25 protein-coding genes and 1 riboswitch are annotated in these 23,360 nt (G+C 41.9%); of the genes, 18 read left to right on the top strand and 7 right to left on the bottom strand.

The features are described from left to right. Positions 1-229: 229 nt before the first annotated feature. The gene (locus NST62_RS11725) at positions 230-967 is read right to left on the bottom strand and encodes an SDR family NAD(P)-dependent oxidoreductase (protein WP_141601932.1); all 738 of its coding nucleotides are present in this window, start codon (positions 965-967) and stop codon (positions 230-232) included. A 376-nt stretch (positions 968-1,343) separates the two neighbouring features. On the opposite strand from NST62_RS11725, the gene NST62_RS11720 reads away from it, so the two are divergent. The 9 genes from NST62_RS11720 to NST62_RS11680 all read left to right on the top strand — a co-directional run bounded on the left by NST62_RS11720 (position 1,344) and on the right by NST62_RS11680 (position 8,476). Then, a complete protein-coding gene (locus NST62_RS11720) occupies positions 1,344-1,619 on the top strand; it encodes a GNAT family N-acetyltransferase (RefSeq protein WP_246045835.1) in 276 nt (91 codons plus the stop codon). Positions 1,620-2,276: 657 nt separating this feature from the next. Further along, entirely contained in the window at positions 2,277-2,663 is a 387-nt protein-coding gene (locus NST62_RS11715; RefSeq protein WP_342462919.1) for a hypothetical protein, read from the top strand. A 113-nt stretch (positions 2,664-2,776) separates the two neighbouring features. Then, complete coding sequence (locus NST62_RS11710) at positions 2,777-3,385, top strand: DUF3267 domain-containing protein (RefSeq protein WP_342462918.1); 609 nt, start codon at positions 2,777-2,779, stop codon at positions 3,383-3,385. A 183-nt stretch (positions 3,386-3,568) separates the two neighbouring features. Further along, positions 3,569-3,964 carry a hypothetical protein gene (locus NST62_RS11705; protein WP_141601929.1) on the top strand — a complete coding sequence of 132 codons (396 nt, stop codon included), beginning with the start codon at positions 3,569-3,571 and terminating at the stop codon, positions 3,962-3,964. A gap of 182 nt (positions 3,965-4,146) precedes the next feature. Next, positions 4,147-4,656 carry a type 1 glutamine amidotransferase domain-containing protein gene (locus NST62_RS11700; RefSeq protein WP_141601928.1) on the top strand — a complete coding sequence of 170 codons (510 nt, stop codon included), beginning with the start codon at positions 4,147-4,149 and terminating at the stop codon, positions 4,654-4,656. A 417-nt stretch (positions 4,657-5,073) separates the two neighbouring features. After that, positions 5,074-6,069 carry a helix-turn-helix domain-containing protein gene (locus tag NST62_RS11695; RefSeq protein WP_328220165.1) on the top strand — a complete coding sequence of 332 codons (996 nt, stop codon included), beginning with the start codon at positions 5,074-5,076 and terminating at the stop codon, positions 6,067-6,069. A gap of 300 nt (positions 6,070-6,369) precedes the next feature. Then, the gene (locus NST62_RS11690; RefSeq protein ID WP_342462917.1) at positions 6,370-7,254 is read left to right on the top strand and encodes a site-2 protease family protein; all 885 of its coding nucleotides are present in this window, start codon (positions 6,370-6,372) and stop codon (positions 7,252-7,254) included. A 56-nt stretch (positions 7,255-7,310) separates the two neighbouring features. Beyond that, a complete protein-coding gene (locus NST62_RS11685; RefSeq protein WP_141601925.1) occupies positions 7,311-7,535 on the top strand; it encodes a hypothetical protein in 225 nt (74 codons plus the stop codon). Between the two features lie 254 nt (positions 7,536-7,789). Continuing rightward, positions 7,790-8,476 (top strand): DUF2225 domain-containing protein, encoded by a 687-nt coding sequence (locus tag NST62_RS11680; protein ID WP_141601924.1) that lies wholly within the window; start codon positions 7,790-7,792, stop codon positions 8,474-8,476. 305 nt (positions 8,477-8,781) lie between these two features. Here the strand turns inward: NST62_RS11680 and NST62_RS11675 are convergent, their stop codons facing one another. Beyond that, positions 8,782-9,531 carry a glucose 1-dehydrogenase gene (locus NST62_RS11675; RefSeq protein ID WP_141601923.1) on the bottom strand — a complete coding sequence of 250 codons (750 nt, stop codon included), beginning with the start codon at positions 9,529-9,531 and terminating at the stop codon, positions 8,782-8,784. A 381-nt stretch (positions 9,532-9,912) separates the two neighbouring features. Between NST62_RS11675 and NST62_RS11670 the strand changes: the two genes are divergently transcribed. From NST62_RS11670 to ssuD, 4 genes are read left to right on the top strand one after another with little or no spacing between them, the layout of a single operon-like run. Further along, positions 9,913-10,680, top strand: a complete 768-nt coding sequence (locus tag NST62_RS11670) for an ABC transporter ATP-binding protein (protein ID WP_141601922.1) — start codon at positions 9,913-9,915, stop codon at positions 10,678-10,680. A gap of 12 nt (positions 10,681-10,692) precedes the next feature. After that, positions 10,693-11,688, top strand: a complete 996-nt coding sequence (locus NST62_RS11665; RefSeq protein WP_328215917.1) for an aliphatic sulfonate ABC transporter substrate-binding protein — start codon at positions 10,693-10,695, stop codon at positions 11,686-11,688. A 1-nt stretch (position 11,689) separates the two neighbouring features. Beyond that, positions 11,690-12,511: an ABC transporter permease gene (locus NST62_RS11660; RefSeq protein WP_342462916.1), complete on the top strand. Its 822-nt coding sequence runs from the start codon at positions 11,690-11,692 to the stop codon at positions 12,509-12,511. Between the two features lie 32 nt (positions 12,512-12,543). After that, a complete protein-coding gene (gene ssuD / locus NST62_RS11655; protein ID WP_342462915.1) occupies positions 12,544-13,674 on the top strand; it encodes an FMNH2-dependent alkanesulfonate monooxygenase in 1,131 nt (376 codons plus the stop codon). 161 nt (positions 13,675-13,835) lie between these two features. On the opposite strand, the gene thiO is transcribed toward ssuD, so the two are convergent. Beyond that, positions 13,836-14,981, bottom strand: a complete 1,146-nt coding sequence (gene thiO, locus NST62_RS11650) for a glycine oxidase ThiO (RefSeq protein ID WP_141601918.1) — start codon at positions 14,979-14,981, stop codon at positions 13,836-13,838. A gap of 120 nt (positions 14,982-15,101) precedes the next feature. Further along, positions 15,102-15,209, bottom strand: a riboswitch (TPP riboswitch). Positions 15,210-15,358: 149 nt separating this feature from the next. Between thiO and NST62_RS11645 the strand changes: the two genes are divergently transcribed. From NST62_RS11645 to NST62_RS11635, 3 genes are all read left to right on the top strand, one after another. Then, a complete protein-coding gene (locus NST62_RS11645) occupies positions 15,359-16,540 on the top strand; it encodes a class I SAM-dependent rRNA methyltransferase (protein ID WP_342462914.1) in 1,182 nt (393 codons plus the stop codon). 278 nt (positions 16,541-16,818) lie between these two features. Beyond that, a complete protein-coding gene (locus NST62_RS11640; RefSeq protein ID WP_141601916.1) occupies positions 16,819-17,499 on the top strand; it encodes a response regulator transcription factor in 681 nt (226 codons plus the stop codon). Further along, entirely contained in the window at positions 17,489-18,847 is a 1,359-nt protein-coding gene (locus tag NST62_RS11635) for a HAMP domain-containing sensor histidine kinase (protein WP_141601915.1), read from the top strand. The genes NST62_RS11640 and NST62_RS11635 overlap by 11 nt, the downstream gene beginning before the upstream one ends. A gap of 180 nt (positions 18,848-19,027) precedes the next feature. On the opposite strand, the gene NST62_RS11630 is transcribed toward NST62_RS11635, so the two are convergent. The 4 genes from NST62_RS11630 to NST62_RS11615 are packed head-to-tail and all read right to left on the bottom strand — an operon-like array spanning position 19,028 to position 21,481. After that, positions 19,028-19,579 carry a ferric reductase-like transmembrane domain-containing protein gene (locus NST62_RS11630; protein WP_141601914.1) on the bottom strand — a complete coding sequence of 184 codons (552 nt, stop codon included), beginning with the start codon at positions 19,577-19,579 and terminating at the stop codon, positions 19,028-19,030. After that, complete coding sequence (locus NST62_RS11625) at positions 19,563-20,510, bottom strand: FAD:protein FMN transferase (protein ID WP_141601913.1); 948 nt, start codon at positions 20,508-20,510, stop codon at positions 19,563-19,565. The genes NST62_RS11630 and NST62_RS11625 overlap by 17 nt, the downstream gene beginning before the upstream one ends. Next, a complete protein-coding gene (locus NST62_RS11620) occupies positions 20,485-20,727 on the bottom strand; it encodes a hypothetical protein (protein WP_141601912.1) in 243 nt (80 codons plus the stop codon). The genes NST62_RS11625 and NST62_RS11620 overlap by 26 nt, the downstream gene beginning before the upstream one ends. A gap of 13 nt (positions 20,728-20,740) precedes the next feature. After that, on the bottom strand, positions 20,741-21,481 hold the full coding sequence (locus NST62_RS11615) for a copper amine oxidase N-terminal domain-containing protein (RefSeq protein ID WP_141601911.1): 741 nt from the start codon (positions 21,479-21,481) through the stop codon (positions 20,741-20,743). Positions 21,482-21,734: 253 nt separating this feature from the next. Between NST62_RS11615 and NST62_RS11610 the strand changes: the two genes are divergently transcribed. Both NST62_RS11610 and NST62_RS11605 read left to right on the top strand, forming a co-directional pair. Then, a complete protein-coding gene (locus NST62_RS11610; protein ID WP_328215922.1) occupies positions 21,735-22,577 on the top strand; it encodes an ADP-ribosylglycohydrolase family protein in 843 nt (280 codons plus the stop codon). Positions 22,578-22,720: 143 nt separating this feature from the next. Beyond that, a complete protein-coding gene (locus NST62_RS11605) occupies positions 22,721-23,359 on the top strand; it encodes a hypothetical protein (protein ID WP_141601909.1) in 639 nt (212 codons plus the stop codon). Position 23,360: the final 1 nt, after the last annotated feature.

The following is a 23,360-nucleotide window of genomic DNA, read 5'->3' as shown; positions in this document are numbered from 1 at the left end:
CAATAAAAAAGTGGCAAAACAGCTCGGAAGTGCAGGATTTCAAAAAGGAAATGCCGCAACATACTCTACTGAAAGTGCAGGCTATTGTCGTTGTGAGTGAAAATATCATCACACCTCATACTCTGATAGATGAACCGGCATTTATACGGAAAAGATTGTCAAAATGAAAATAATAAATAAAAGGTAGAAGGGATTTGACCCTCTACCTTTTTTATAGAAATGAATTGCCTTATTGCGCCGTATAGCCACCATCAACAACCAGGGCGCTTCCGGTCATGAAGGATGAATCATCGCTTGCTAAAAATAAGACGGCTTTTGCAATTTCTTCCGGTTTACCCAAGCGTTTCATCGGTGTCGCCTCAATTAAACCGTTCCGATCTGTATCCCCTAAAATTGGAGTGTCTATAAATCCAGGGCATATCGCATTGATCCGGATATTTCGGTTAGCATATTCCAACGCAATGGAACGGGTAAAGTTGACAACCCCGGCTTTTGCTGCATTGTAGGCGGCACTTCCTGCGGCACCTACCAAGCCGTACATCGAAGCGGTATTAACAATGACACCGCCGCCGGATTGTAAATATTCTTTGATGGCTGCACGTGCAAACAGAAATACACCGTCCAAGTCAACGGCAATTGTTTTCCGCCATTCACTGAATGGAAGTTCATCTGTCGGTTTCACAGCCCCAATACCGGCGTTGTTGAAAAGAATATCAACTTTGCCGAAAGAGGCTTTTGCCTTTGCGAATACATTTTGAACATCTTCTTCATTGGTTACGTCCGCTTGTACAAAAAGCGCTTCTCCGCCTTGATTTTTTAATTCTTCTTCAAAGGCTTTTCCTTTTTCCTCATTCACATCAACAATAACAACTTTTGCGCCTTCTTCCACAAAAAGTTTTGCGGTTGCTGCGCCAATTCCTGAAGCTCCACCTGTAATGATTGCTACTTTGCCGGTTAATTTGCCCATAACATCAAACCCCCTTTTTATTCAGTATAGCTTATTATGTAAGGGTTTTCATAAAAAGATTAAAGTATTGTTGATTTGTAAAAAAATGATACATAAGTCCCCCCTTGCAATAAAGAAGCTCATATTTTTTAACAGAAAATAAGAGGAATTTGATAATATGGTTAAAAAGAACTCCAAGATGAAACATCCTTACATGCATTGGTAATTGAAGAGGATTCCACCATGTGGGCACCAGTAGGATAGGGTTTGAAAATAGTCTAGCTTTGCAATTCGGGAATGCCAGTTCGAAAAAAGCAGCGGCTGATGTTGATTGGGAAACATTGAAATAACTATTCAGGCAAGGATCAATGTGTCAAAAATAAAGGGGTTATGTGCAATGATCAGATTTTTGGAAAAGAAGGATATTCCGGAAGTGCTGAAAATTTATCAATCAGGAATTGATACAGGCATAGCGACATTTGAAACAACCGTACCTTCCATGGATGAATGGGATAAAAAATATCATCCATCCCTTCGATATGTCTATGACGAAAATGGAACAATTTTCGGTTGGGTATCCATTACCCCCGTTTCTCAAAGGGAGGTTTATAAAGGTGTCGGCGAAGTGAGCATATATGTACACCCTGATGCCCAAGGGAAAGGGGGTTTATGATCGAATGAGATTTTTCCAATTTATCTTCAATGTAATCCAAAGAAAAACAGCCGTATGGATCCGCAAATTCACCGATTGCGCGGGACAGGTTGTCAACTACAACCCTTAAATCCTCAAACTGCCTCTGGTCTTCCAAAGAATTGATTTCATACATAATTTCATGGGCAAGGTGTTGAATCTTTTGAAGACGCACTTCTTTTTCCTGCACACATTTCCTCCTTTGCTTGGCATACAACAATCATTATATGGCGGAAGATTGAATAACATGAAAATACTTAGATAAAAAGGTAAAAGCATTGACTGTTTGGAAAACGGCTGCTCGATTATTTTCAGGCTGTTAATATAAAACATTTTCCAAAGTCAGTTAATCGCCAATCTGGATAAGAAAATCGCCGATGAGAAGAACATAATCGCCAAAGGGAAAAGTATCATGCCAGATTGAAGTCCCATTAAGAGAAACAGATCACTATTATGAATAGGAAATTCCCAAAGTTCGTTTTGAAATAAATGTCAGAATTTTTTATTAGATAGAGATGTTTTAAAATGATTAATAGTGGTACGATTTTAGAAAAGGGTTGAAAATATTTTCTTCTCCTTGAAATTTAAGGGATATTTTGCAGTAAAATACTGAAAGGTTCCTTTTTAGCGGGAATAACGATGACGGATTTGAAAACAGAGGAGGGGTTGAAAGTGAGGCTTGCCGGCATCCTTTTTGGTGTAATAGCTGGATTATTCAGTATTGGCTTGTGGGTTATTTTTGTTTTTTATAATCCTTATTCATCCACACCAGTTGAAGGAAATACGGTGATGACGACATTTTTGATGTTGTGTCTCCCTGCGTTATTGGCAATCTTTTCTTCATTCATCCAAAAAGAGTATCTGATGTTCATCGCTTTTATTTTGTCCTTGCCAATAAGTTTTTATTTGTTTGGAACACCGGGGATCTTCCGTTTGTTTTCTGCATCCTGCATTGCCTATTTCATCGGTTTCCTTCTCCTGTTTTTTTCTAGGAAAAACAGAGTGCAGTTCTTTAAATCAGGATGAGATGTATAACAATCTGGAACGAAACAAACAAAGAGCAAAAGTGAGAGGCTATTTGGAACATAAAAATAAACAATGGAAAATTGATATTTGTTAATAAAAGCGGGTTGAGGGAAATGAAATTCGTGAGGAAATTGCCCAATGTGGATCCTGTTAAACACGAAGAGCTGATTCGGGCGCAATGGCATCCTTTAAAAGAACCAAAAACTTTTCTTGGAGCATTTTTATTATCCATCCCTTTTATGGTGATTGCGGTATGCATTTCGTTTTGGATTATCAAAACCTTTTCTGGCATTTCGCTTAGTGAGTTTGGGATTCATGATGACCGGATCCGTTTTTCGATTCCTATCAGTCCATTCTTATGGTTGCTTCTTTTATTGGTGCTGCACGAATTGCTTCATTTAATTTTTATACCAAACTTTATTCAATCGAAGAAAACCTATGTGGGAATAAATGGATTTGGAGCGTTTGTCACAACAGAAGAGGAAATAACCAAACGGAGATTTATTCTGGTTACGGTAACGCCTTACCTAATCATTTCAGTCCTGTTCCCGCTATTATTGGGGAAATTTGGCTTGCTTACACCGGCATTCAAGTTTTTCATACTTTTAAATGCAGCGGCCTCTTCCATTGATCTGCTCACCTTATTTCTTATCATTTTTCAAGTGCCGACTTATGTGGTTTTAGTTAATAATAGGACGCGGACTTATTGGAAAATAAAATAACAGCTGATTAAATCCGGTGATTATTAAATTAAGCTTATATAAATGGAATTTGTGATCAAACCCTTGCAAAAGGGGTTTGATTTTTTATGTTTTTGCAGGGGTGGCTGCGCCTATATTTTTGGTTTTTTGTATTCTACTTTCTTCTAAAAGCATATACAATAACTGGAAAGGGGGCGCGCGTTGATGAGAAATATCGGATTGTATATTTTAAGCCCTGTGTTATCGTTTATTGCCGGAATCTTCTCATACATGCTTATTTTAAAATGGGTGTGGAATGAAACGTTAGGCGGGGATTTGGCTGCCATCTTGTTTTATGGCGGAATTATCTTTTTAACAATCTGTTTTCCAATTTATTTAGGAGTTATCCATTTGATCGATAAATGTTTTCATCAATACAAAGGGCTTCTGTATCCTCTTGGCTGCATGCTTGTATTTTTTATACCGACATTATTTCTGAACCTTTTATTTGGAAGTTTTGATTTATTGTCGCCTGAATCGATGCTGTTCCACTCATTTTTCTTGACGGCCGGATTCATTTTTGGGGTATGCCATTGGTGTTTAAAACACACGTTCATCTAGCTGGAAAATCTTTATGCGTGGTAATTAAAAAGTGGCATTCCCATAGGCAAATTAAAAACTATTGGATAAGGAAACGGATGAGATAACCGATTCAATGAAATTATAGGAAACTTCATATTTTGCAATTTTATACAAAAATAAATTATACTAATATTATAAGATTACTAATAGGAGGTTTTCTAATGGCAAAGGTTGCATTTTTACTTGCAAATAATTTCGAGGATTCGGAAATGAAAAATCCATATGAAGCGGTAAAAGAAGCGGGCCACGAAGCGGTGATTGTCGGCTTGGAAAAAGGTGCGGAGTGCAAAGGGAAAAAGGGCACCGTCACTTATACTGCGGATATAGGCGCAAGTGAGGCGAAAGCGGAGGATTTCGATGCCGTGATCATTCCGGGCGGAAGTTCTCCGGAAGCATTGCGGGTCAATGACGATGTGGTCCGTTTCGTAAAAGAAGTCAATGAACAGGGCAAATTGATTGCCGGAATCTGCCACGGTCCGCAAGTAATGATCAGCGCGGATATTTTAAAAGGAAAAGCGGCGACTTGCTACATCGGCATTCGGGATGATGTGAAACTTGCCGGGGCGGATTATCGCGACGAAGAAGTCATTGTCAGCGGAAACCTCATCACATCCCGCACGCCGAAAGATGAACCTGCATTTATTCGGGAGATTTTGGCGAAATTGAATTAAGGGCTGTTCAATAGCCTCTTTTTCGGATAATGTGGAATATTTCAAAAGAACGAATTCTTTATTGAATTCGTTCTTTTTTTGGTCATACAAAGAATTTGATTTGAAAGCGCCTTCAACATAATCACCAACGGGCCAGATTTATGGATATTTCACTTGAAGATGTTTTTGAAGGGTTTGTGTCACTGCAAGGAATGTGCCAGTGCGGCGAAGAAAAATAATAATAAAGAGTTCTTAACATAAGAGTGTAACGAGAAAGATTCAAAATGTTTGGATACATGCAAAAATACAGTGGCGGCGCGGGTTGCAACCGGCAGTTGACAAACTTCCAAACGGACTTTATAGAATGCAACTTTCCTTTTGGGTAGGATGTGATTGAAAAAAGAAAAGCAAATAATGAATAAAAAAGGATGATGAAAAATGATTTTAGCAGACAAAATCAGGGAAGAACGAAAGAAGAATGGTTGGAGCCAGGAAGAATTGGCGGAAAAGCTCGGCGTTTCAAGGCAGGCTGTATCCAAATGGGAAAGCGCCCAATCGGTGCCGGATCTGAACCGCATTTTAAAAATGGCCGAATTGTTTGGCGTGACGACCGATTATCTGTTGAAAGATGAATTGGGGCAGATGGCATCTCCGCTTCCAATGGATGAAGCGCCGGAAGAGTCAAGAAACATTCGCAAAGTGAGCATGGAAGAAGCGGTGGATTTTTTGAAATTGCAGGAAAAACAGGCACCTTTGATTGCATTCGGCGTATCGCTCTGCATTTTATCTCCTTCGATATTAATCGTCCTTTCGGGATTGGCGGACGACAAACTCTTTGGCATTACCGACAAGGTTGCCGGCGGTATAGGCATCACCGCTTTATTGCTTATGATTACCGTGGGAGTGTTTATCTTTATCAAGTGCGCCAACGAATCGCAAAAGTACGACTATCTCAATACAGAAGCGATTGAAACGGAATATGGCGTCAGCGGAATGGTGCGGGAGAAAAAGAACGCGTTTACCGGCAAGTTTAATTTATTCGTGTCAATCGGTGTGGTCCTATGTATTTTAAGCTGCTTGCCACTCATCATCAGCGGCTTGCTTACAGATAAAACCTATATTATCACCTTGATGGTCGGTTTGCTTCTGGTAATGATTGCGATTGCCGTAAACATGTTTGTAAGGGTCGGCATTGTGAAAGGAAGTTATGAAAAACTGCTTCAAGAAGGGGATTATACAATAGGGAAGAAAAAATCATCCGTCGTGATTGGCAGAATCAGCGGTGCGTATTGGTGTGTCGTAGTTGCGGTTTATCTTGCATGGTCTTTGACTGGCATGAAATGGGAGGTTACCTGGGTGGTTTGGCCGGTGGCAGGTGTGCTTTACGGGGCGTTTATATCCATCGTGAAATTGGTATTGAAAGCGGAAGAATAAGAAGGTTGATGCCGGGCTGATCAGAAAAATGCGGAATATGGAAAAGGACTGTCTTTGGCAAAGTTTTTAATAAAACGGATCAAAATCCTGATCTTCGAAGGCCTGCTTTTATTGGAGGGCCCGCAAGCTAAGAGGAAAATTCATTTCCCTTAAGCAGAAGACATTGGATATAAAATGTCTTCTGCTTTTTTATTTCGCAGTTGCCGATGAGAGGAAAAGTGTATAAAAGCCGATGGAAATGAATAGGATGAAACAATTTCGCTATAATAAACGTATTTAAAATTAAACGTTTTACATAAGATGACTTTTTATAAAATTTGTGATGATACTCACGAATGCGGCCATCTCTATGCCGCAAGGAAATTAAACATCCCGACGAGTCCGGCGATTTTTATCCCCTTCATGGGCGCGGTCGTTGGAACGAAGAAACAGCCGAAGAATGCCAAGGAAGAAGCTTTTATAGCATATATGGGTCCGTTATTTGGGCTGCTTGCCTTTTTGCCCGCCGTACCGTTGTACATGTTTACAAAAGACAGTTTTTGGGCATTGGTAATCGTGTTGGGTTCAATCCTTAACCTGTTCAATCTGATTCCGATCACACCTCTTGACGGGGGACGTATTGTTTCCGCCATCAGTACAAAATTGTGGGGGCTTGGTTTGATTCTGCTTTTGGTTTTTGCCATTTGGAGCCAAAGTTTTTTGGCGTTTGTCATGATGTTTTTGGGGCTTTTTCAATGGTCTTCCATTCGGAAAATACAAAAAAATATTAGTGACGACCGGAAACGTGTAATAGAATATCAAGAGATGCTTGCTTCATTGAAAAATATCGCGGAAACTTCCACTTACGAACATTTGCAATATTTCGCCAAATCCTTGGAAAAGAATCTGAAAGAAGAAAGGGAATTGCTGGAAACATTGGATATATTAAATGATGAACAAGAACATGAAAAAGAAATGTCGGAAGAAGAAAGGGAAAGAACAAGAGAACAAAAGAAACAGGCGTTTATTTCTGGTTTTGAACGGGAAGTGGAGAACATACATAAACGGGTTGAACAAACGGCTTCCTATTATCAAACAGACGGTAAAACCAAACTTTTTACCTTTCTGATTTATTTCGGGCTGGCTGCGGTTTTAGGAATCAGCAGTTATTTAAGCTTTTCTTTGCTTCCTCCTGCTTTGGAGTAATGTTCAAAAATACAGCATTCGGATTCAGGCTCATTAAAAATGGAGGGGGATTGATTATGAAAGTAAATTTATTTTTCATTCGATTGTCAGTAATTATCATGATTATTTTTGGCGGCGTATTCATGATCCGCTATTTCGCAAAAGGCGAGCTTTTATTAGACCAGCTGATTGGCGCTTCGGCCGGTTTGATTCTCCTCATTTCCTCATTGATTTGGAGAAGATATGGAATATCGGGCAGGAAAAGAATGAATCATGATATGAAAAATTCATTGCCAGATTAATAAAGTTGCAAACGCGCACCATTCCGGATGGTGTGCGTTTTTTGATTTCATGGTCAAACTATGCGTTTGCAAAATCTCTCTTGCTTCATAAATTTCTGCAATTTTAATGAAATTTTCCTATTTTCATCATCAAAATATCAGGGTTAAAAGTTATAATATAAAGAAAGACCTTGGATTCATAGTCTATTTATTCATTGTTATAAATTTCCTATTATTCTCCATTTTTTTGAAAAATTTAAAGGGATTGGTATGATATGTCATTTAATCTGGATTATTACGAAAGCAAGATGGTGTGCAATTTTTGCAGGAAGAGTTATACAACATATAAAGTCCGCCCCGGCCGTTTTAAAGTGAAAGGGCAGGATATGGATTTTATGCCGATATACGAAGGGGTGAATCCCTTGTTATATGAAGTGGCTGTTTGTCCGCATTGCGGATACGCCTATCATAAGTCGATGACGCGGACTTATGGGCCATTTCTTTCCCTCGCCGGTGAAAGTTATATCAACAAATTGCAAAAGGTGATGAACCTTTGCAGAGAACGGACAATTGATGAAGCCGTTGCAAGTTATCAAATGGCTTATTTGGTCGCAAAAGCTTCCATGGAAGAAGAACTTGTCTTGGCGAATTTCGCCTTAAAAATTGCCTGGCTGTATCGGTTAAAACAAGATCGGATGTCCGAAAAGCGCTATCTGCAGTCGGCAAGGGACTTGTTCAATAAGTCCCGCGCAGCCAACAAAGAGAGCGAAGAAAAAATACAATATTTGGTTGCGGAAATAAGTCTCCGATTAGGGGATCTTGCGGAAGCGAAAAGGGGATTTTCCCGGTTGTTAACTGGCAGGGAAATTTCAAATAAATACCGGAACTTTGCCCGGAAACGATGGGAAGAGTACAAATATCAGCATCAGGAGGCGGCAGAAAACAACATTAACTTTCTGTAGCAAATGGAGACTCTTGATATCACCGGGTTCATCTAATGAAAATTCATTCGAAGAAAGCCATTCCTTTCTGGAGAAGCACGGGATTGATTTTGTTATTGTGCAGCGCGGCAATCTCCCGTTCATCCACGGTCGGAAACGGGGGTTTCTTTTCCGATTTCTTTGGTCGGTGTCTTTTCTTTGGGCTGCCGCGTTTTTCCTGCGGATTCGAAACATAAAAAACCGATGCTGGCGTAAAAATGTCATATAAAAAAGGAGAAGCCGCGAACCATGAAAACAACCCGCATAGTTCAGGCTTCTCCTATTTTTTATTCCACATAAATCATTTTTCTCGTCATACCGCCGTCGACAACCAGATTGATGCCTGTAACAAAGTCGTTTTCTTTTGACGTTAAATAGAGGCATGCTCTGGCAATATCATCCGGTTTGCCTACACGTTTTGAGAAATGCTGTTCATGGTCGATTCTCCGCAATTTTGAATAATCGCCCGTTTCAATCCAGCCCGGAGAGATGGCATTGACGGTAATCCGATATTCGCTGAATGATGCGGCCAGGGCGTGGGTCAAAGCGACAATGCCGCCTTTGGAGGCCGCATAAGCTTCCGAATTCGGTTCGGACATAATGGCGCGCGTGGAGGCGATATTCACAATTGCACCGCCATCCCGGTTCTGCCGCATATATGTTGCCGCTTCCCTCGAAGCCAGGAAGACGCTTCGTAAATTTGTATTGATAATGTTGTCCCATTCTTCGACCGTTAATTCGAACGGGGATTTAAATACCGATATGCCCGCATTATTGATTAAAATATCGATGCGGCCATATGCTTCATGGGCAGCTTTCATTAACCGGACAATATCTTCTTCCACTCTGACATCGGTTTTTACGAAAATTGCTTTTCCGCCCTGTCCTTTGATTTGTTGAAGAACTTGATTTCCGCCATGTTCATCGATATCAGCGATAACGACATTCGCGCCTTCTTTCGCGTAAAGCGACGCAATCCCTTTTCCAATCCCGTTTCCTGCACCTGTAACAATCACGGTTTTATTTGAAAATCCCATGGCATTCACTTATCCTTCTTTCATATTTACTGAAATAATATCATAGAGAATCTGAGGAAGGAAAATCATTGCATTGTTAGATCTTGCTTGAGAATTTTTGTCCTTTTTGAAGTGTCAAGGCACTGAAATAATGAGTTTGTGATAATGCAAGAGAAAAACGAATGAAAACCAGCAAAGAAAAAGTATTGACATTTTTATACGATTATTTTATATTAAACATATAAAATTACTAGGTATTAAACAATATTAAGTCTCTGCTTAGTAAAATCAGAAATAATAAACAAGACTTGCCAGACAACTGGAGGTCTTCATACATGCCATTCATGATAAACGCATGGTGAAGGTCTCTTGTTGTCTTTTTTTATTGGGGGAGGTTTATGTATGGGGGTAAAGATTTCGATTCAAGAAAAGAACTTTCGCATTGAACAAGAACGGAAGCTTGTGCTCGACGATATTCAGTTGACGCTTAATAAAGGAGATTTTTTAACGATTATTGGGCCGAGCGGTTGCGGCAAAAGTACGTTGCTGAAAATCGTGGCCGGACTGGATACGGATTACCGCGGTGCCGTCATCGTCAATGGACGTCAAGTGGAAAAGCCGGGGATTGCTCAAGGGTTTATTTTTCAAGAACATCGTTTGTTTCCTTGGATGACGGTGGAGCAAAATATCGCGGCAGACTTAAATCTGAAAGATCCGGAAGTCCGCGAAAAAGTGGATGAAATAATAGAAATTGTCCGGCTCAAAGGCTATGAGAAAGCATATCCAAGCGAAATTTCGGGCGGTATGTCGCAACGGGTAGCGATAGCGAGGGCTCTTATCCGGGATCCGGAAATATTGTTGCTCGATGAACCGTTTGGCGCATTGGACGCGTTCACACGCCAACATTTGCAGGATGTGCTCATCGATATTTGGCAACGCAAGAAGATCACGATGATGCTTGTAACCCATGATATTGACGAGGCGGTGTATCTTGGGACACATATTGCGATTTTGAGTGCAAATCCGGGAAGAGTGGAAAAGCTCGTCCCTGTTGAATTAAGTTATCCGCGCTCAAGAACAAGTCCTTCATATCAGGATGTAAGACAGCGGGTATTACAGGAATTTGAAAAAACGGAATATGAAAAATATCGGGATGGAGAAGGCATCTAGGAGGTATGGATTATGAAAAAACGATTTCTATTTATGTTAGCATTGTTTGCTTTGTTATTGGCTGCTTGTTCATCTGATTCGGAAAGTGAAAATAAAAACAGTTCATCTTCAACAAAAACTATTAATCTGGGAATTCAGCAAGTCCTTTCCCCTTTGTGGATAGCAAAAGAAAAAGGATGGCTGGAAGAAGCGTTTGAAGAAGTCGGAGTTAAAATCAATTGGACTGAATTCCAAAGCGGCCCCCCTCAATTTGAAGGTATTGCCGCAGGGAAACTGGATATTACAGAGGTAGGAAATACACCGCCGCTTTCTGGGCAAGCAGCAGGAATTGATTTTAAAGAAATTGCCTTATTGTCCAAAGGTAAAACCAATAACGCCATTTTAATTCCGGAAGACAGCGATATTAAGTCCGTTAAAGATTTGGTAGGCAAAAAAGTAGCGGTAGCGAAAGGCAGCAGCGCTTATGGTTTGTTATATGAAGCTTTTGATAAAGAGGGGGTTGACCCGTCAAAGGTTGAGATTATCCAGCTTCAGCCGGATGAGGCGCAGCCTGCATTTGAAAATGGCACAGTGGATGCATGGGCTACATGGGAACCGTTTATTTCCTATCAAACTGTAGGGAATCATGCAAAAGCGCTGATAAAATGTGAGGATATTGGTGTATTTAGTCCATTGTTCACCATTGCGCGGACAGATTTTATAGAAGAAAATCCTGAGCTGGTATCTATTTATCTGAAAGTATATAAAAAGGCGACCGATTGGCTGAATGAGCATCCTGAGGAAGCGGTGCAATTTTTTGCAGACTTAAAAGGGCTTGACCCTGTCGTTGTGGAGGAAGTCTTAAAAAATACGCCATATGAGATGCAAGTCATTGAGGAAGATGTCATTGAGAGCCAACAGAGAGTGGCGGATTTGTTTGTGGAACAAGGCGTATTTGGCAACAAAATCGATGTGGAAACAGTAGTGGAGAACCGATTTATTGAGAAATTATTAAAAGGTGGTGAGTGATATGGTCCGGGCTCAGGCATTGAATAAGCCGATTGCCGGCGGGAAAAAAGCAAAAAAATCATCGGCGGCTTGGGGAAAAGGATTGGTTTTCCCGCTGCTTGTAATCATCATTTGGCAAATAGTTTCTTCAAGCGGTCTTGTTTCCGTAACAGTTCTTCCAAGTCCTCTTCAAATTGTATCAACTTTTTATCAGTTGATTATTAGCGGTGTGTTATTGGAACATTTGCAGATTAGCATCTATCGTGCTGCAGCAGGCTTTTTGCTCGGAGGCGGCATCGCCTTGATTCTTGGCTTTCTTGTAGGTTTCTCAAAGCAATTTGAAAGCTATTTAGATCCAACGATGCAAATGCTGAGAACAATTCCAAGCTTAGCGGTAACCCCATTATTTATCTTGTGGTTTGGATTCGATGAATTATCGAAAATATTGCTCATCGCATTTGCGTCATTCTTTCCGTTATATGTAAACACTTATAATGGCATACGTTCTGTTGATATGAAACTTTTTGAAGTGGCGCAAGTATTGGAATTTAGTAGATGGAAAAAGGTTACTAAATTAATTCTGCCATCAGCCCTTGGCCATATTCTTGTCGGAATTCGCCTATCCCTTGGAATTGCTTGGCTCAGCCTTGTTGTGGCTGAGTTGATGGGATCCAGTTCAGGGGTCGGATATATGATTATGGATGCACGACAGTTTTCCCAGACAGATAAGGTATTCGTCGGCATCATCATTTTCGGAGTGGTCGGAAAATTAACTGATTCCCTTGTCCGTTTATTGGAGAAAAAATTGTTAAAATGGCGGACAAATTTTGAAGGTGTTGAATAATAAACAATATTCATAAAAAAGGAGAGGTTTAAATGGACTTTTTCTGGTTTATTCCAACATATGGAGATGGCCGATATTTAGCAACAACAAAAGGCGCCCGCGAAACGAACTTCCCGTACATTAAGCAAATTGCGCAAGCGGTTGATGAGCTGGGCTACGAAGGAGTATTGATTCCGACAGGAAAATCATGCAACGATCCTTGGGTAACAGCGTCAGCGTTGTCAACAGTGACTCAAAAGTTAAAATTTTTGATTGCGGTTCGTCCAGGGGTGATGAAACCGACTGTTGCGGCACGTATGACAGCGACGCTCGATCAAATTTCAAATGGACGTTTGTTGATCAATGTTGTTGCCGGGGGAGATCCGGTGGAACTGGCCGGAGACGGCATATTCGCTTCCCATGATGAACGTTATGAAATCACAGATGAATTTTTGGATATTTGGCGCGCCTTGTTGGCGGAAGAAAAAGTGGATTATGAAGGAAAACATTTGAAAGTGGAAGGCGGGGAAATCATGTTCCCTGGCATCCAAAAGCCTCACCCACCAATTTACTTCGGCGGTTCATCCGATGCGGGAATCAAAGTGGCGGCAAAGCATTCCGATGTGTACTTGACATGGGGGGAACCGCCTCGACAAGTGAAAGAGAAAATTGAAAAAGTCCGGGCAGAAGCGGCAAAACATGGCCGTGAAGTAGAATTTGGGTTGCGTGTCCATGTCATTGTCCGGGAAACAAATGAAGAAGCGTGGAAGGCGGCAAACGACTTAATTAAATACGTTGATGATGAGGCGATTAAAAAAGCCCAAGAAGTGTTTAAACGCTACGATTCAGTCGGACAAAAGAAAATGACAGAATTGAACAAAGGGGAACGCGGCAATCTGGAAATCTACCCAAATTTATGGGCAGGGGTCGGCCTTGTGCGCGGAGGCTGCGGAACAGCAATTGTTGGAGATCCGGAAACAGTGGCGGAACGCATCCGCGAATATCAGGAAATTGGCATCAATAAGTTTGTTTTATCAGGCTATCCTCATTTAGAAGAAGCATATCAATTTGCAGAGCTTGTATTCCCATTGCTGGGTTATAAGCAAGATAAAAAATCAACCGGCGCTCCAAAGGGAGAAGTTGTTGGCTACGATTATACTGCCGAGAAATTGGCGCGAGTGTAAAATTATATTTGATTATTACTCATGTCTAAAATCTGAACTTTACTGTTTTCAAAAAAATAAGGCGAATGGGAAGAGAAAAAGGTTCTCCCATTCGCTTTGTTGTTTTGAAATTAAACTTTGCGAAAAGAGCGAATAAATAAAAAGATTCGAGCCGTATATTTTCAGTTTATCAGAGTGATTGTGTCTTGTTCTGCATGCCGGGTCAATGAAAACGGCGATAAATCGATCCCCGTTTCTTTCCGCTCAACCAAGTCTGCCATCAGACGGCCGGTGAGTGCGCAAAGCAAAATGCCGTTCCGGTAATGGCCTGCCGCGACAAACAGTCCTTGCCGCTCCGGATGTTCCCCGATGTATGGCAAGCCGTCTTTTGTCTGCGGACGGATTCCGCCCCATGTTTTGATCCATTCAGCTTGTTGGATGTCCGGTACAAGAGCGGTTGCGCGGTGAAGCAGACTTAGCACTCCGCCAGCGGACACACGGCCGTCATATGTCTCCGGTGTAGAGGTCGCGCCAATAAGAAGTTGATTGCCCCGCTTCGGTACGATATAGCAGCCGTTTTTGGCAAAAATGGTTGTCCGCAGCAATGGAGCCTGTGTGCGTACCATGAGGCATTCCCCTTTGACCGGATACATGGCAAGAGGAAGGCCGATCATTGCCCCGAGCCGTGCAGTCCAGGCACCCGCGGCGATGACAACCGCCCCGGCGGCAAACGTCCCATTCGTTGTATCGACGAGATGGATGCCGTCTTCGGAACGAATGTTCAATACCTCTGTATAATCATACAGCTGGGCGCCGGCCGAAATCGCGGCATATCCGAGGGCCCTGGCCAAATCCGGAGCGCTCACTTGCCCGTCGCCTTCAATGTACATGGCTCCAACAATTGCTTCTTTTGCAAGAGACGGCTCCATCTCAACCGCTTCCTCTTTCGTCAGCCAGCGCACCGGATAATCCGTTTCTCGCCAGAATTCAAAATGGCGTTGGAGCTCTTCCGCTTCTTTCTCTGTGGTTGCCACTTTGATCATTCCTTTTTCCACAAGGCCGATATCAATCCCTGTCCGATCCTTCAGCTCTACCGCCAAGGATAGCATAAGGGCCCGGCTTTTTAGGGCGAACGGCACGAGCGGACTTGGCGAGAAAAACTCCGATTGCGCCCCCAGCATGCCGGCTGCCGCACTTGATGCTTCGCAAGCCGCTGTCCGTTTTTCTAATATGGCGACCCGGTGCTGCCGTTTGGAAAGTTCGAAGGCTGCCGCGGCACCAATTACCCCGCCGCCGACAATCACGACATCATAATGTTGAACACTCATTTGAACCTCTCCCCTCAATATAAAGCAGTTTCTATAATAAAAAAGCCGCTTTCTTTACGGACGAGCGTAAAGAAAGCGGCATGAGCCCACAATTTATGATGGCAACGCCATGTTGCCCTTGTAAACTCCTCTCCACTTCCCTACGCTGGTATTACCCAGATCAGGTGCTAAGGGTCTCAAAGGCACACTTTGATCTCAGCCTTTCTGAAGGCACCCCTAGTGGATGTTTCAACATCATGCAATTTTTAATTTACGTTTATCATATCACTCCACTGCCGGTTGTCAACCGACTTTCTGCCCAATGTTTGCGCAGTTTTGCGGGATTCGCTATTATTAAAACGCAACGACTGACAATCGAATGGGAGTGAAACAGATAGATGGCAAAAGTTGTTTTGAACCGGAAACGAAAGAAGCGTCTTGAACAAGGCCATCCTTGGGTTTTCCAAAGCGAAGTCGATTATATCGAAGGAGAAATCACGCCCGGAGACTTCGTTGATATCTATAACCATGAGGGATTTTGGCTGGCGAAAGGATATATCAATCCGGCTTCACAAATCATTGTGCGTGTGATGACGCAGAACCCCGATGATGAACTGAATGAACAGTTTTTTGTCAACCGCATCCGCCAGGCGTGGGCATACCGCGAACGAATGATACCGGGTGTCCGTTCCTGCCGCGCCGTCTACGGGGAAGCTGATTTTTTGCCGGGTCTCATTGTCGATAAATATGAGGACGTTCTTGTGGTGCAAATATTGGCGCTCGGAATGGAAAATAAAGATTGGATTTTGACCGGTTTGCTTGAAGTATTTGAACCGAGGGCCATTTATTTGCGCAATGATGTAAACGTACGGGAATTGGAAGGTTTGGAGAAAGAAAAAGGTTTTTGGTATGGGGAAGCGGAAACGGAAATTGAAATCGAGGAAAACGGCGTCAAATATATTGTCGATATTGAAAATGGCCAAAAAACCGGCTTTTTCTTCGACCAGCGGCAAAACCGCGCCGCCATCCGCCCGCTGATCGGCCCGGACACAACGGTGCTTGACTGCTTCACCCATACCGGTTCATTTATGTTAAACGCCTGCCTATATGGGGCAAAACATGTCACTGCCGTGGACATTTCCGAACATGCGATTGAAACGGCGAAACGGAACGCGGCCTTAAACGGCTTTACAAACGTCGACTTCGTGGTCGACAATGCGTTTGATTATTTGCGCCAGGCAGTGCGCGACGGCAAACAGTGGGATGTCGTCATCCTTGATCCGCCGGCATTTGCGAAATCGGCCAATGCCGTCCGGAAAGCGCTGCGCGGTTATAAAGACATCAATCTTAATGGATTGAAGCTTGTCAAAGACGGCGGCTTTTTAGTCACTGCAAGCTGCTCATACCATGTCCGCCCTGACAAGTTCCGGGAGATGATTGCCGATGCGGCGTTTGATGCCAAAAAAGTGTTGCGCGAAGTGTATTGGAGCGGCGCCGGCTATGACCATCCCAAATTGCTCGCCGCCGATGAAGGGGACTATTTGAAATTCGCCATTTATGAAGTGCATTCGAGACGTTGAAGAAAACGCTTAAGGGCTGACCTTAAGCGTTTTTTATTATTCCCGGAGGAGAAGTTTTTCTTTGGGCTGCCGGATGAAACAGCATTCGGACAGGTCGGCCCATTTCTTTATCAAAGTTGTGCAGAAAAATTGAATCACTCCGTACAAATAAGGTTGCCGAATGCAGATATAAAATAAAAAGCCTTTAATTATCCTTGAAGTATAAGAAATTTTCAATTTCTTTTCAGATTTTTTTGATACGCTAATAAAAAAGACTGTACTCAAGAAGGTGAAGATGAATGAACATATTATTTGCCGAAGATGATGAGCACTTGGGGAAAATGGTCTATCATTTATTGAAAAAGGAATATGGACGGGTGGATTGGGTAAAGGATGGCCAAAGCGCCTATGATTATGCCATGTTCACGGACTATGACGTCATCATTTTGGACTGGATGATGCCGGAATTAAGCGGCCTGGAAGTGTGCAAACGTCTAAGAGAAAACGGTTATAATGGAGGCATTTTGTTTTTGACCGCCAAAGATTCCGTTGAAGATGTGGTGGAAGGATTGGATTCGGGGGCGGACGATTATTTGATCAAGCCTTTTAAATTTGAAGAGCTTGTTGCAAGGATACGGGCATTGTCGCGAAGAGTCGACAAACCTTTTGAAGAGACTTTAACATTTGACGATTTGGAGCTGAATTTAAATACCCATGAAGTGAAAAGAAACGGCAAAGTCATTGAACTTTCAAAAAAAGAATACGAATTGCTGGAATTGTTGCTCCGAAATAAGCATCAAGTATTGCCGCGGGAAATGATTATCGAGAGAATTTGGGGATTTGATGCGGAAATTACAGATAACGCTTTGGATGCCTTGGTGAAACTGCTGCGAAAGAAAGTGGATGTGCCCGGAAAACCGTCCATCATTAAAAATGTGAGAGGCGTCGGCTATAAATTGAGGGATCAAAATGGAATTTAAGAAGGTCAAATTGAAACTTACATTGATTTACACGGGATCGCTTTTACTTATCCTAATTATTTTCATTACTGTGCTCTATCTTTTTATTTCCAATGCGATTAACAAACAGGAAGTCCAAGAATTGGAACGTTATTATGAAAGCGAACGCCATGAATTCATTGAAGAGTTATTTAAAAGATATAGGGGAGGTGAAATAAAACAAATACTGGAGGGGAAACGTAAAAAAAGAGTTATTGTGGAAGAGTATGGAGAACCGGAACGCGAAGAACCTGACTACGACGAAGAGGAAATTGAAGAAATTGAACCGGTGAAATATAGGCCGGAAAGGGATATATTTTACTACGTATTTGACACGGATTTCCGTTTAATCGAAGGGGAAGAAACCGTCCAAGACTTTGCAAAATATATTGGAGAAACGGGTTTCCGTCCACAGGCTTCAGCGATAGTAAAAGAAACAGAGTGGAACAAAGCGCATGTGCTTTTTATCTACTATCCTCTTAAAATTGACGGGCAATTAATCGGCAGTGTGATTGTCGGAAAGAATATAACAGATGAAAAGCATCTCATTCAAAACATCGTTTGGATTTTATTGTTCCTGACGGTTGTATTTAGCTTGCTGTTTGCCCTGGCCGGAAGTTTCTTTGCAGAGCAGGCGATGAAGCCGATTCAACGGTCTTATGAAAAACAAAGGAAATTTGTTTCCGACGCTTCCCATGAACTTCGTACGCCGCTAAGCGTTTTTTATAGCTCCATTGATGTTTTGGAAAGCGAAGAACAGGAAAATTTGAGCCCGTTTGGCAGACAAGTGCTGGAAGATATGAGACAGGAAGCGGAAATGATGCATAAATTGCTGGATGATTTATTGTTTTTGGCAAGAAGCGACCAGGACCGTGTTGAACTGAATATAGAGGAATTGGATCTTTCTTCAATGATCCGTTCTTTATTAAATCGATTTAAAAGAACCCTTCCATCCCATCTTGCATTGGAAGAAAAGATTCAAGACGGCGTGGTGATGAAAGGGGATAAGGCGAGAATCCAGCAGCTCGTTTATATATTGCTGGATAATGCGGTCCGCTACACAAAAGAAGGTTCCATTACTTGTTCGCTGGTTTGCCGGGAGGAAAAAATCGTACTGAGCGTAAAGGACACGGGAATCGGGATTTTGCCAAAAGATTTGGAGCATATTTTTGAACGTTTTTATCGTGGAGATGCTTCAAGAAAAAGAAACGGAACGGGCCTTGGACTGGCCATTGCCAAGACGATTGTAGAGGCGCATGGCGGGGAGATTGGGGTGAAAAGCGAAGTAGGGAAAGGAACCGAGTTTATTATTACATTCCATAAAAAATAAAGAAAAGGTGACCGGAAAAATCTTTCCGGTTGCCTTTTCTTTTTAATTTGAATAAAAAAAACCCCTGCAGCGTCAGGATTCGTCTCCAAATCACGATTTATATGAATGAGGGGTTCAATTTTCGTGTTAGGATGGGTTTGTTATGGCCACTGCAAGGGTGGAAAAACGGTTTTCAAAAGATTAACTTGCTTTATGGCTATTTACGGCTTTCACTTTGCCTTCAAGAATCCGCATAACAAGCAAAGCCGTAATCAAAACGATGCTCGCGCAATAGATGAAGATGGCCCAGACCTGTCCGGAATCCGTTCCAATGAAGATGCCATGGAGAGTCATGAAGACCCAGGCAGGGAACACAAGGAAATGAAGTTTTTTCCAAAGCTGAAAACCGAGTTTTTTCATGAAGAAATCGGAAGTGGCCATGACGATTAAGAACAGATAGAAGGAGAGGGTTCCGATTCCGGAATGGAAAGGTTCGTTTTCAGCCGCAAATGGAATCAACAATTCCACAATATTATAAGGAACATATTTGTCTACCAATAGCAAAGTTCCATGGAACACAACGGTCAATACTCCGGTCCAACCGCTGATTTTGTGGAGTTCCATCAAAAGCGGTTTGTGGTTTTGAAAATCGGATAATTTCTGCATACCGCCGGCCATAATGGAAAGGGTCAATAGAAAATAGGCAAGAAAGCCTGAAGCGCGTATGAGGTTCCAGTTAGTAAACACGTCCATAAGTTTTATTCCCTCCTGTTATGATGTTTCCATCGGATTTCACAAGCACATAGCTGAACTTTTTGCTGATGTTGGAAAGAATCGAATCAATCGAATCATCCTTTGACATAAAGCAAACTTTGGCACCGACTTCGGCATCGATGCAATGCTCCATTACTACCGTTGCCTGGACAATGTCCGTTTCAACGGGCATGCCGTTTCTTCCGTCCAATAAATGATGTTTTTTCCGATTTCCTTGCATCCAGCTGCGGTACACGATGTTTGATGTGGCAATTCCCGCGTTTTGGATGGAAAATGATCCGATCGTCCGGCTTTCATCAAAAGGATTTTTGATTCCTATTTTCCATGTTTTTTGTCCATCCGACCAAATGGCCATATCGCCGCCGCCGTCCACGATGCCGTATTTGCTGCCGGTATGCTGCTTCAGCCATTTTGCGGCAGCTTCGACTGCATATCCTTTTGCGATTCCGCCTAAATCAACTTTTTGGTCCGTATTTTTTGTGATTTGAAAATCTCCTTTGAAAACGAGCGGGTTGTTTTCATATTGATAATGGATGGCTGATTCTTCATGTTTTGCTGAAACAAAAGGGAAGGATCGGGAATAACCGTGGCTTTCCAAAGGAATGAGCATGTAGGGGGAGAATCTGCCCCCTGTTTTTTGCCGATACTCTTCAGCTTTTTTCAGCATGTCGTAAAGAATGGGGGAAACACGGATGGTCTGATTCCGTTTGGCTTCATTAAAACGCCAGAGTTCATTGTTTTTGCGGAATCTTGAAAATTCCTGATTGATATATTCCAGGAAGGAAATGACTTCCCCCTTCCATTCAATTCCATTGTGGTTTTCGATGTTTATACGAAAAGTGGTATTCATGATATTTAATTGGAGGGACTCCATTTCAGCGTTATTATGATCTTCTAGTAGAGAAATCATAGTAATCGGCCCTTTGTTCGAGAGTAAAGTTGCTCCAATCAAGTTGGACAAGTTCTTTTTCGCGTTCGCTCATGGAATCATTGACTTCCGTAACCATGCCGATATTGTTCGTGTTTGAAGAATAAACTGGTGTATCATCCAATTGCCCTAATACAAAGGCAGTAAATGCAGTACCTGCAATGCCGACGATCCATTTCGCTTTTTTTCCTGGTTTCATTTCCATCACCTCATTATTTAAATTGCTCCAAAGTGAATGTACCTGTGCTTTCGTCCCAGTCTACGCTGTATCCAAAGGCATTGGCAATCACAGAAACAGGAAGATATACAGTTTTTTCATAATAAATGGCTTTGGTTGGCAATGGTGTTTTGACCATGTTTTCGTAAGCGGCATTCGTACCGGCTCTTACGATCAATTCTTCTCCATTTTTCGAAAGTTCCAAAATTCGGCTTTGGCCGTAGAATTTGCTTTTGATTCCGAGAAAGTCGGCCATTTTTTCTCCGGAAACGAGCAATTGTCCGTCAGAAGGCAGTACTAACAGGTTTGTTGTTTTTCCGTCCAATTCAAAAGGAACGGTTTTCGCTTCCTGAACAGGAAGGTTATTGCTTACAGTGACGTTCGTATCTCTTGTCCAAATGTTCCAGTAGGAAGGTCGGCCTAAATTTCCTTGGAAATTGTATTCGGATCTTCCCCATTTGTAATCATCGTCATCGTCGTCATCATGTTTTCTGAATTTCTCGCCGAAATAATCATCATTGTCATCATATTTTTCGAATTTTTCGCGGTAGTGGTAATCCGCTTGATCAACTTTGTAGTTATCAATTTTGTAGTAACCGTCATGATCAACGTTGAGATAATTGTAGTCATCTTTATATTTGTGGTGATCTTTCGCATAGGCAATAACATTCACAGACAAAAACAAAAGACAGAGAATGCTGCAGAAAACAACCCACTTTGAAATTCTCGTTTTCATCTTCACTTCTCCTCCTTTTGTCTTTCATTCTAGACGGCGTTTCTGAAAATAAAATGAAAGCAAGGAGAAAATTAAAAAATTTTTTTGAATTCATTTATGAAGCTATAAGGAAGGGGTGTTTAGAAAAATTTTTTGAAGGGGGTTTATTGAGCTTTTTGATTCCATTCAATGGAAAAGTGATTATAATTAATGGTAGGGATAATTAGGTACAAATGCCCAATGGAAACTTAAAAGGAGTGCGAATTGAAGCCGGATGATTGGCGCAATTATTGGTGATATCGCAGGTTCCCGTTTCGAGTTGAATAACTATAAAAATAAAGACTTCGACCTTTTTACAAAAGATTGCAAAGTGACGGATGACAGCATCATGACACTTGCAGTAGCGAAAGCCATCATGGAAACAGAGAAAAAGTTTAAACCTTCCTATAGAAATATAAATCCCGCTTATTATTTGGAAATTGAAAAATCAAGCGTTCAATATATGCAAGAAATTGGCCGGAAATATCCAAATTGCGGTTATGGGGGCATGTTCAAAAAATGGGTTTACAGTGACAAGCCGGAGCCTTACAACAGCTTTGGGAATGGCGCGGCGATGCGGATTAGCCCGGTCGGATTTGCAGCGGAGACGGAAAAAGAAGTGACTCTGCTTTCCAAAGCGGTTACACGGGTGACCCATAATCATCAAGAAGGAATAAAAGGCGCCGAAGCGGTGGCTGTCAGCATTTATATGGCTCGCAACGGGTTTTCAAAAGAAGAAATCCGGAGAAAAATTGAGAGCAATTATTACCCATTGGATTTTACGATTGATGAAATCAGGGATTCCTACGGGTTTAAATTGTCCTGCCAGGAAACGGTTCCGCAAGCAATCAAAGCATTCCTGGAATCCACTTCCTTTGAGGATGCCGTGCGTACGGCCGTTTCGATTGGCGGCGACAGCGACACGTTGGCCGCCATCAGCGGAGCCATTGCGGAAAGCTATTATGGTGTCCCGGCCGACTTGAAAGAAAAGGCGCTGACTTACCTCGATGATGAACTTCGATCCATTTATCATGATTGGGAAGAATTTTATGAACGAAAGCAAGTTTCAGGTTTTTAATCAGTATCAAACATGAACGGAAAAGAAAGGGCCTTGCATGATTGCAAGGCCCTTTCTTTTTTGCAGAAAATCGAATCCATTTCAAGGTTTTATTCGTACTTAAAATAGAAAAGTGGAATTCTAAGGAGATTAAGGTGTGTCAAATGAAAGAGATATTCATGAACATTCGGAAAGCGGAACAGATTCCTTTATCCAAAAAGATATGGTATACCGGTTTTATTTTGCTCTGCGGAATCAGTCTGGGCATTATTTCAAAGTTCCTGGATATGACGGCCGTCAATGGCCTGCCTTCTTTCCTGCAAACTTTGGATTTAGGAAACTTCTTTTCACGTTTGGGAGTCTGGATTTTCTTGGGAACGGTAATTGCCGTATACAGCAAATCCCCACTAAGGGCGGGACTGAATGTATTTTTGTTTTTTGCCGGTATGGTCGCCAGTTATTATGTTTATACCGTGGCGGTAGCCGGCTTTTTTCCGAAGTCCTATATGATGATTTGGGTATTCCTGACTTTCCTTTCTCCGATAATGGCAGGAATTTGTTGGTATGCAAAAGGGGACAGCATTGTTTCAATCATCATTTCATCCGTGATCCTTATGGTGATGGCAAGCCAGACTTTTGTGTTCGGATTTTGGTATTGGGATTTGATAAACCCGTTGGAATTGCTGCTTTGGATTGCTACGATATTGGTTTTATATCAATCCCCCCGTCAAATTGCGAAGGTAATCGTTACAGGAATGTTTCTATTCTTGATTGTTGGAAGCCGGATCCCTTTGCTTTATTGAA

Origin of the sequence: Ureibacillus sp. FSL K6-8385 (assembly GCF_038593155.1) — a bacterium.
Classification (GTDB): Bacteria; Bacillota; Bacilli; order Bacillales_A; family Planococcaceae; genus Ureibacillus; species Ureibacillus terrenus.
Note: the sequence above shows the minus strand (reverse complement) of the source record. Positions and strands in the feature narration are given on the sequence as shown.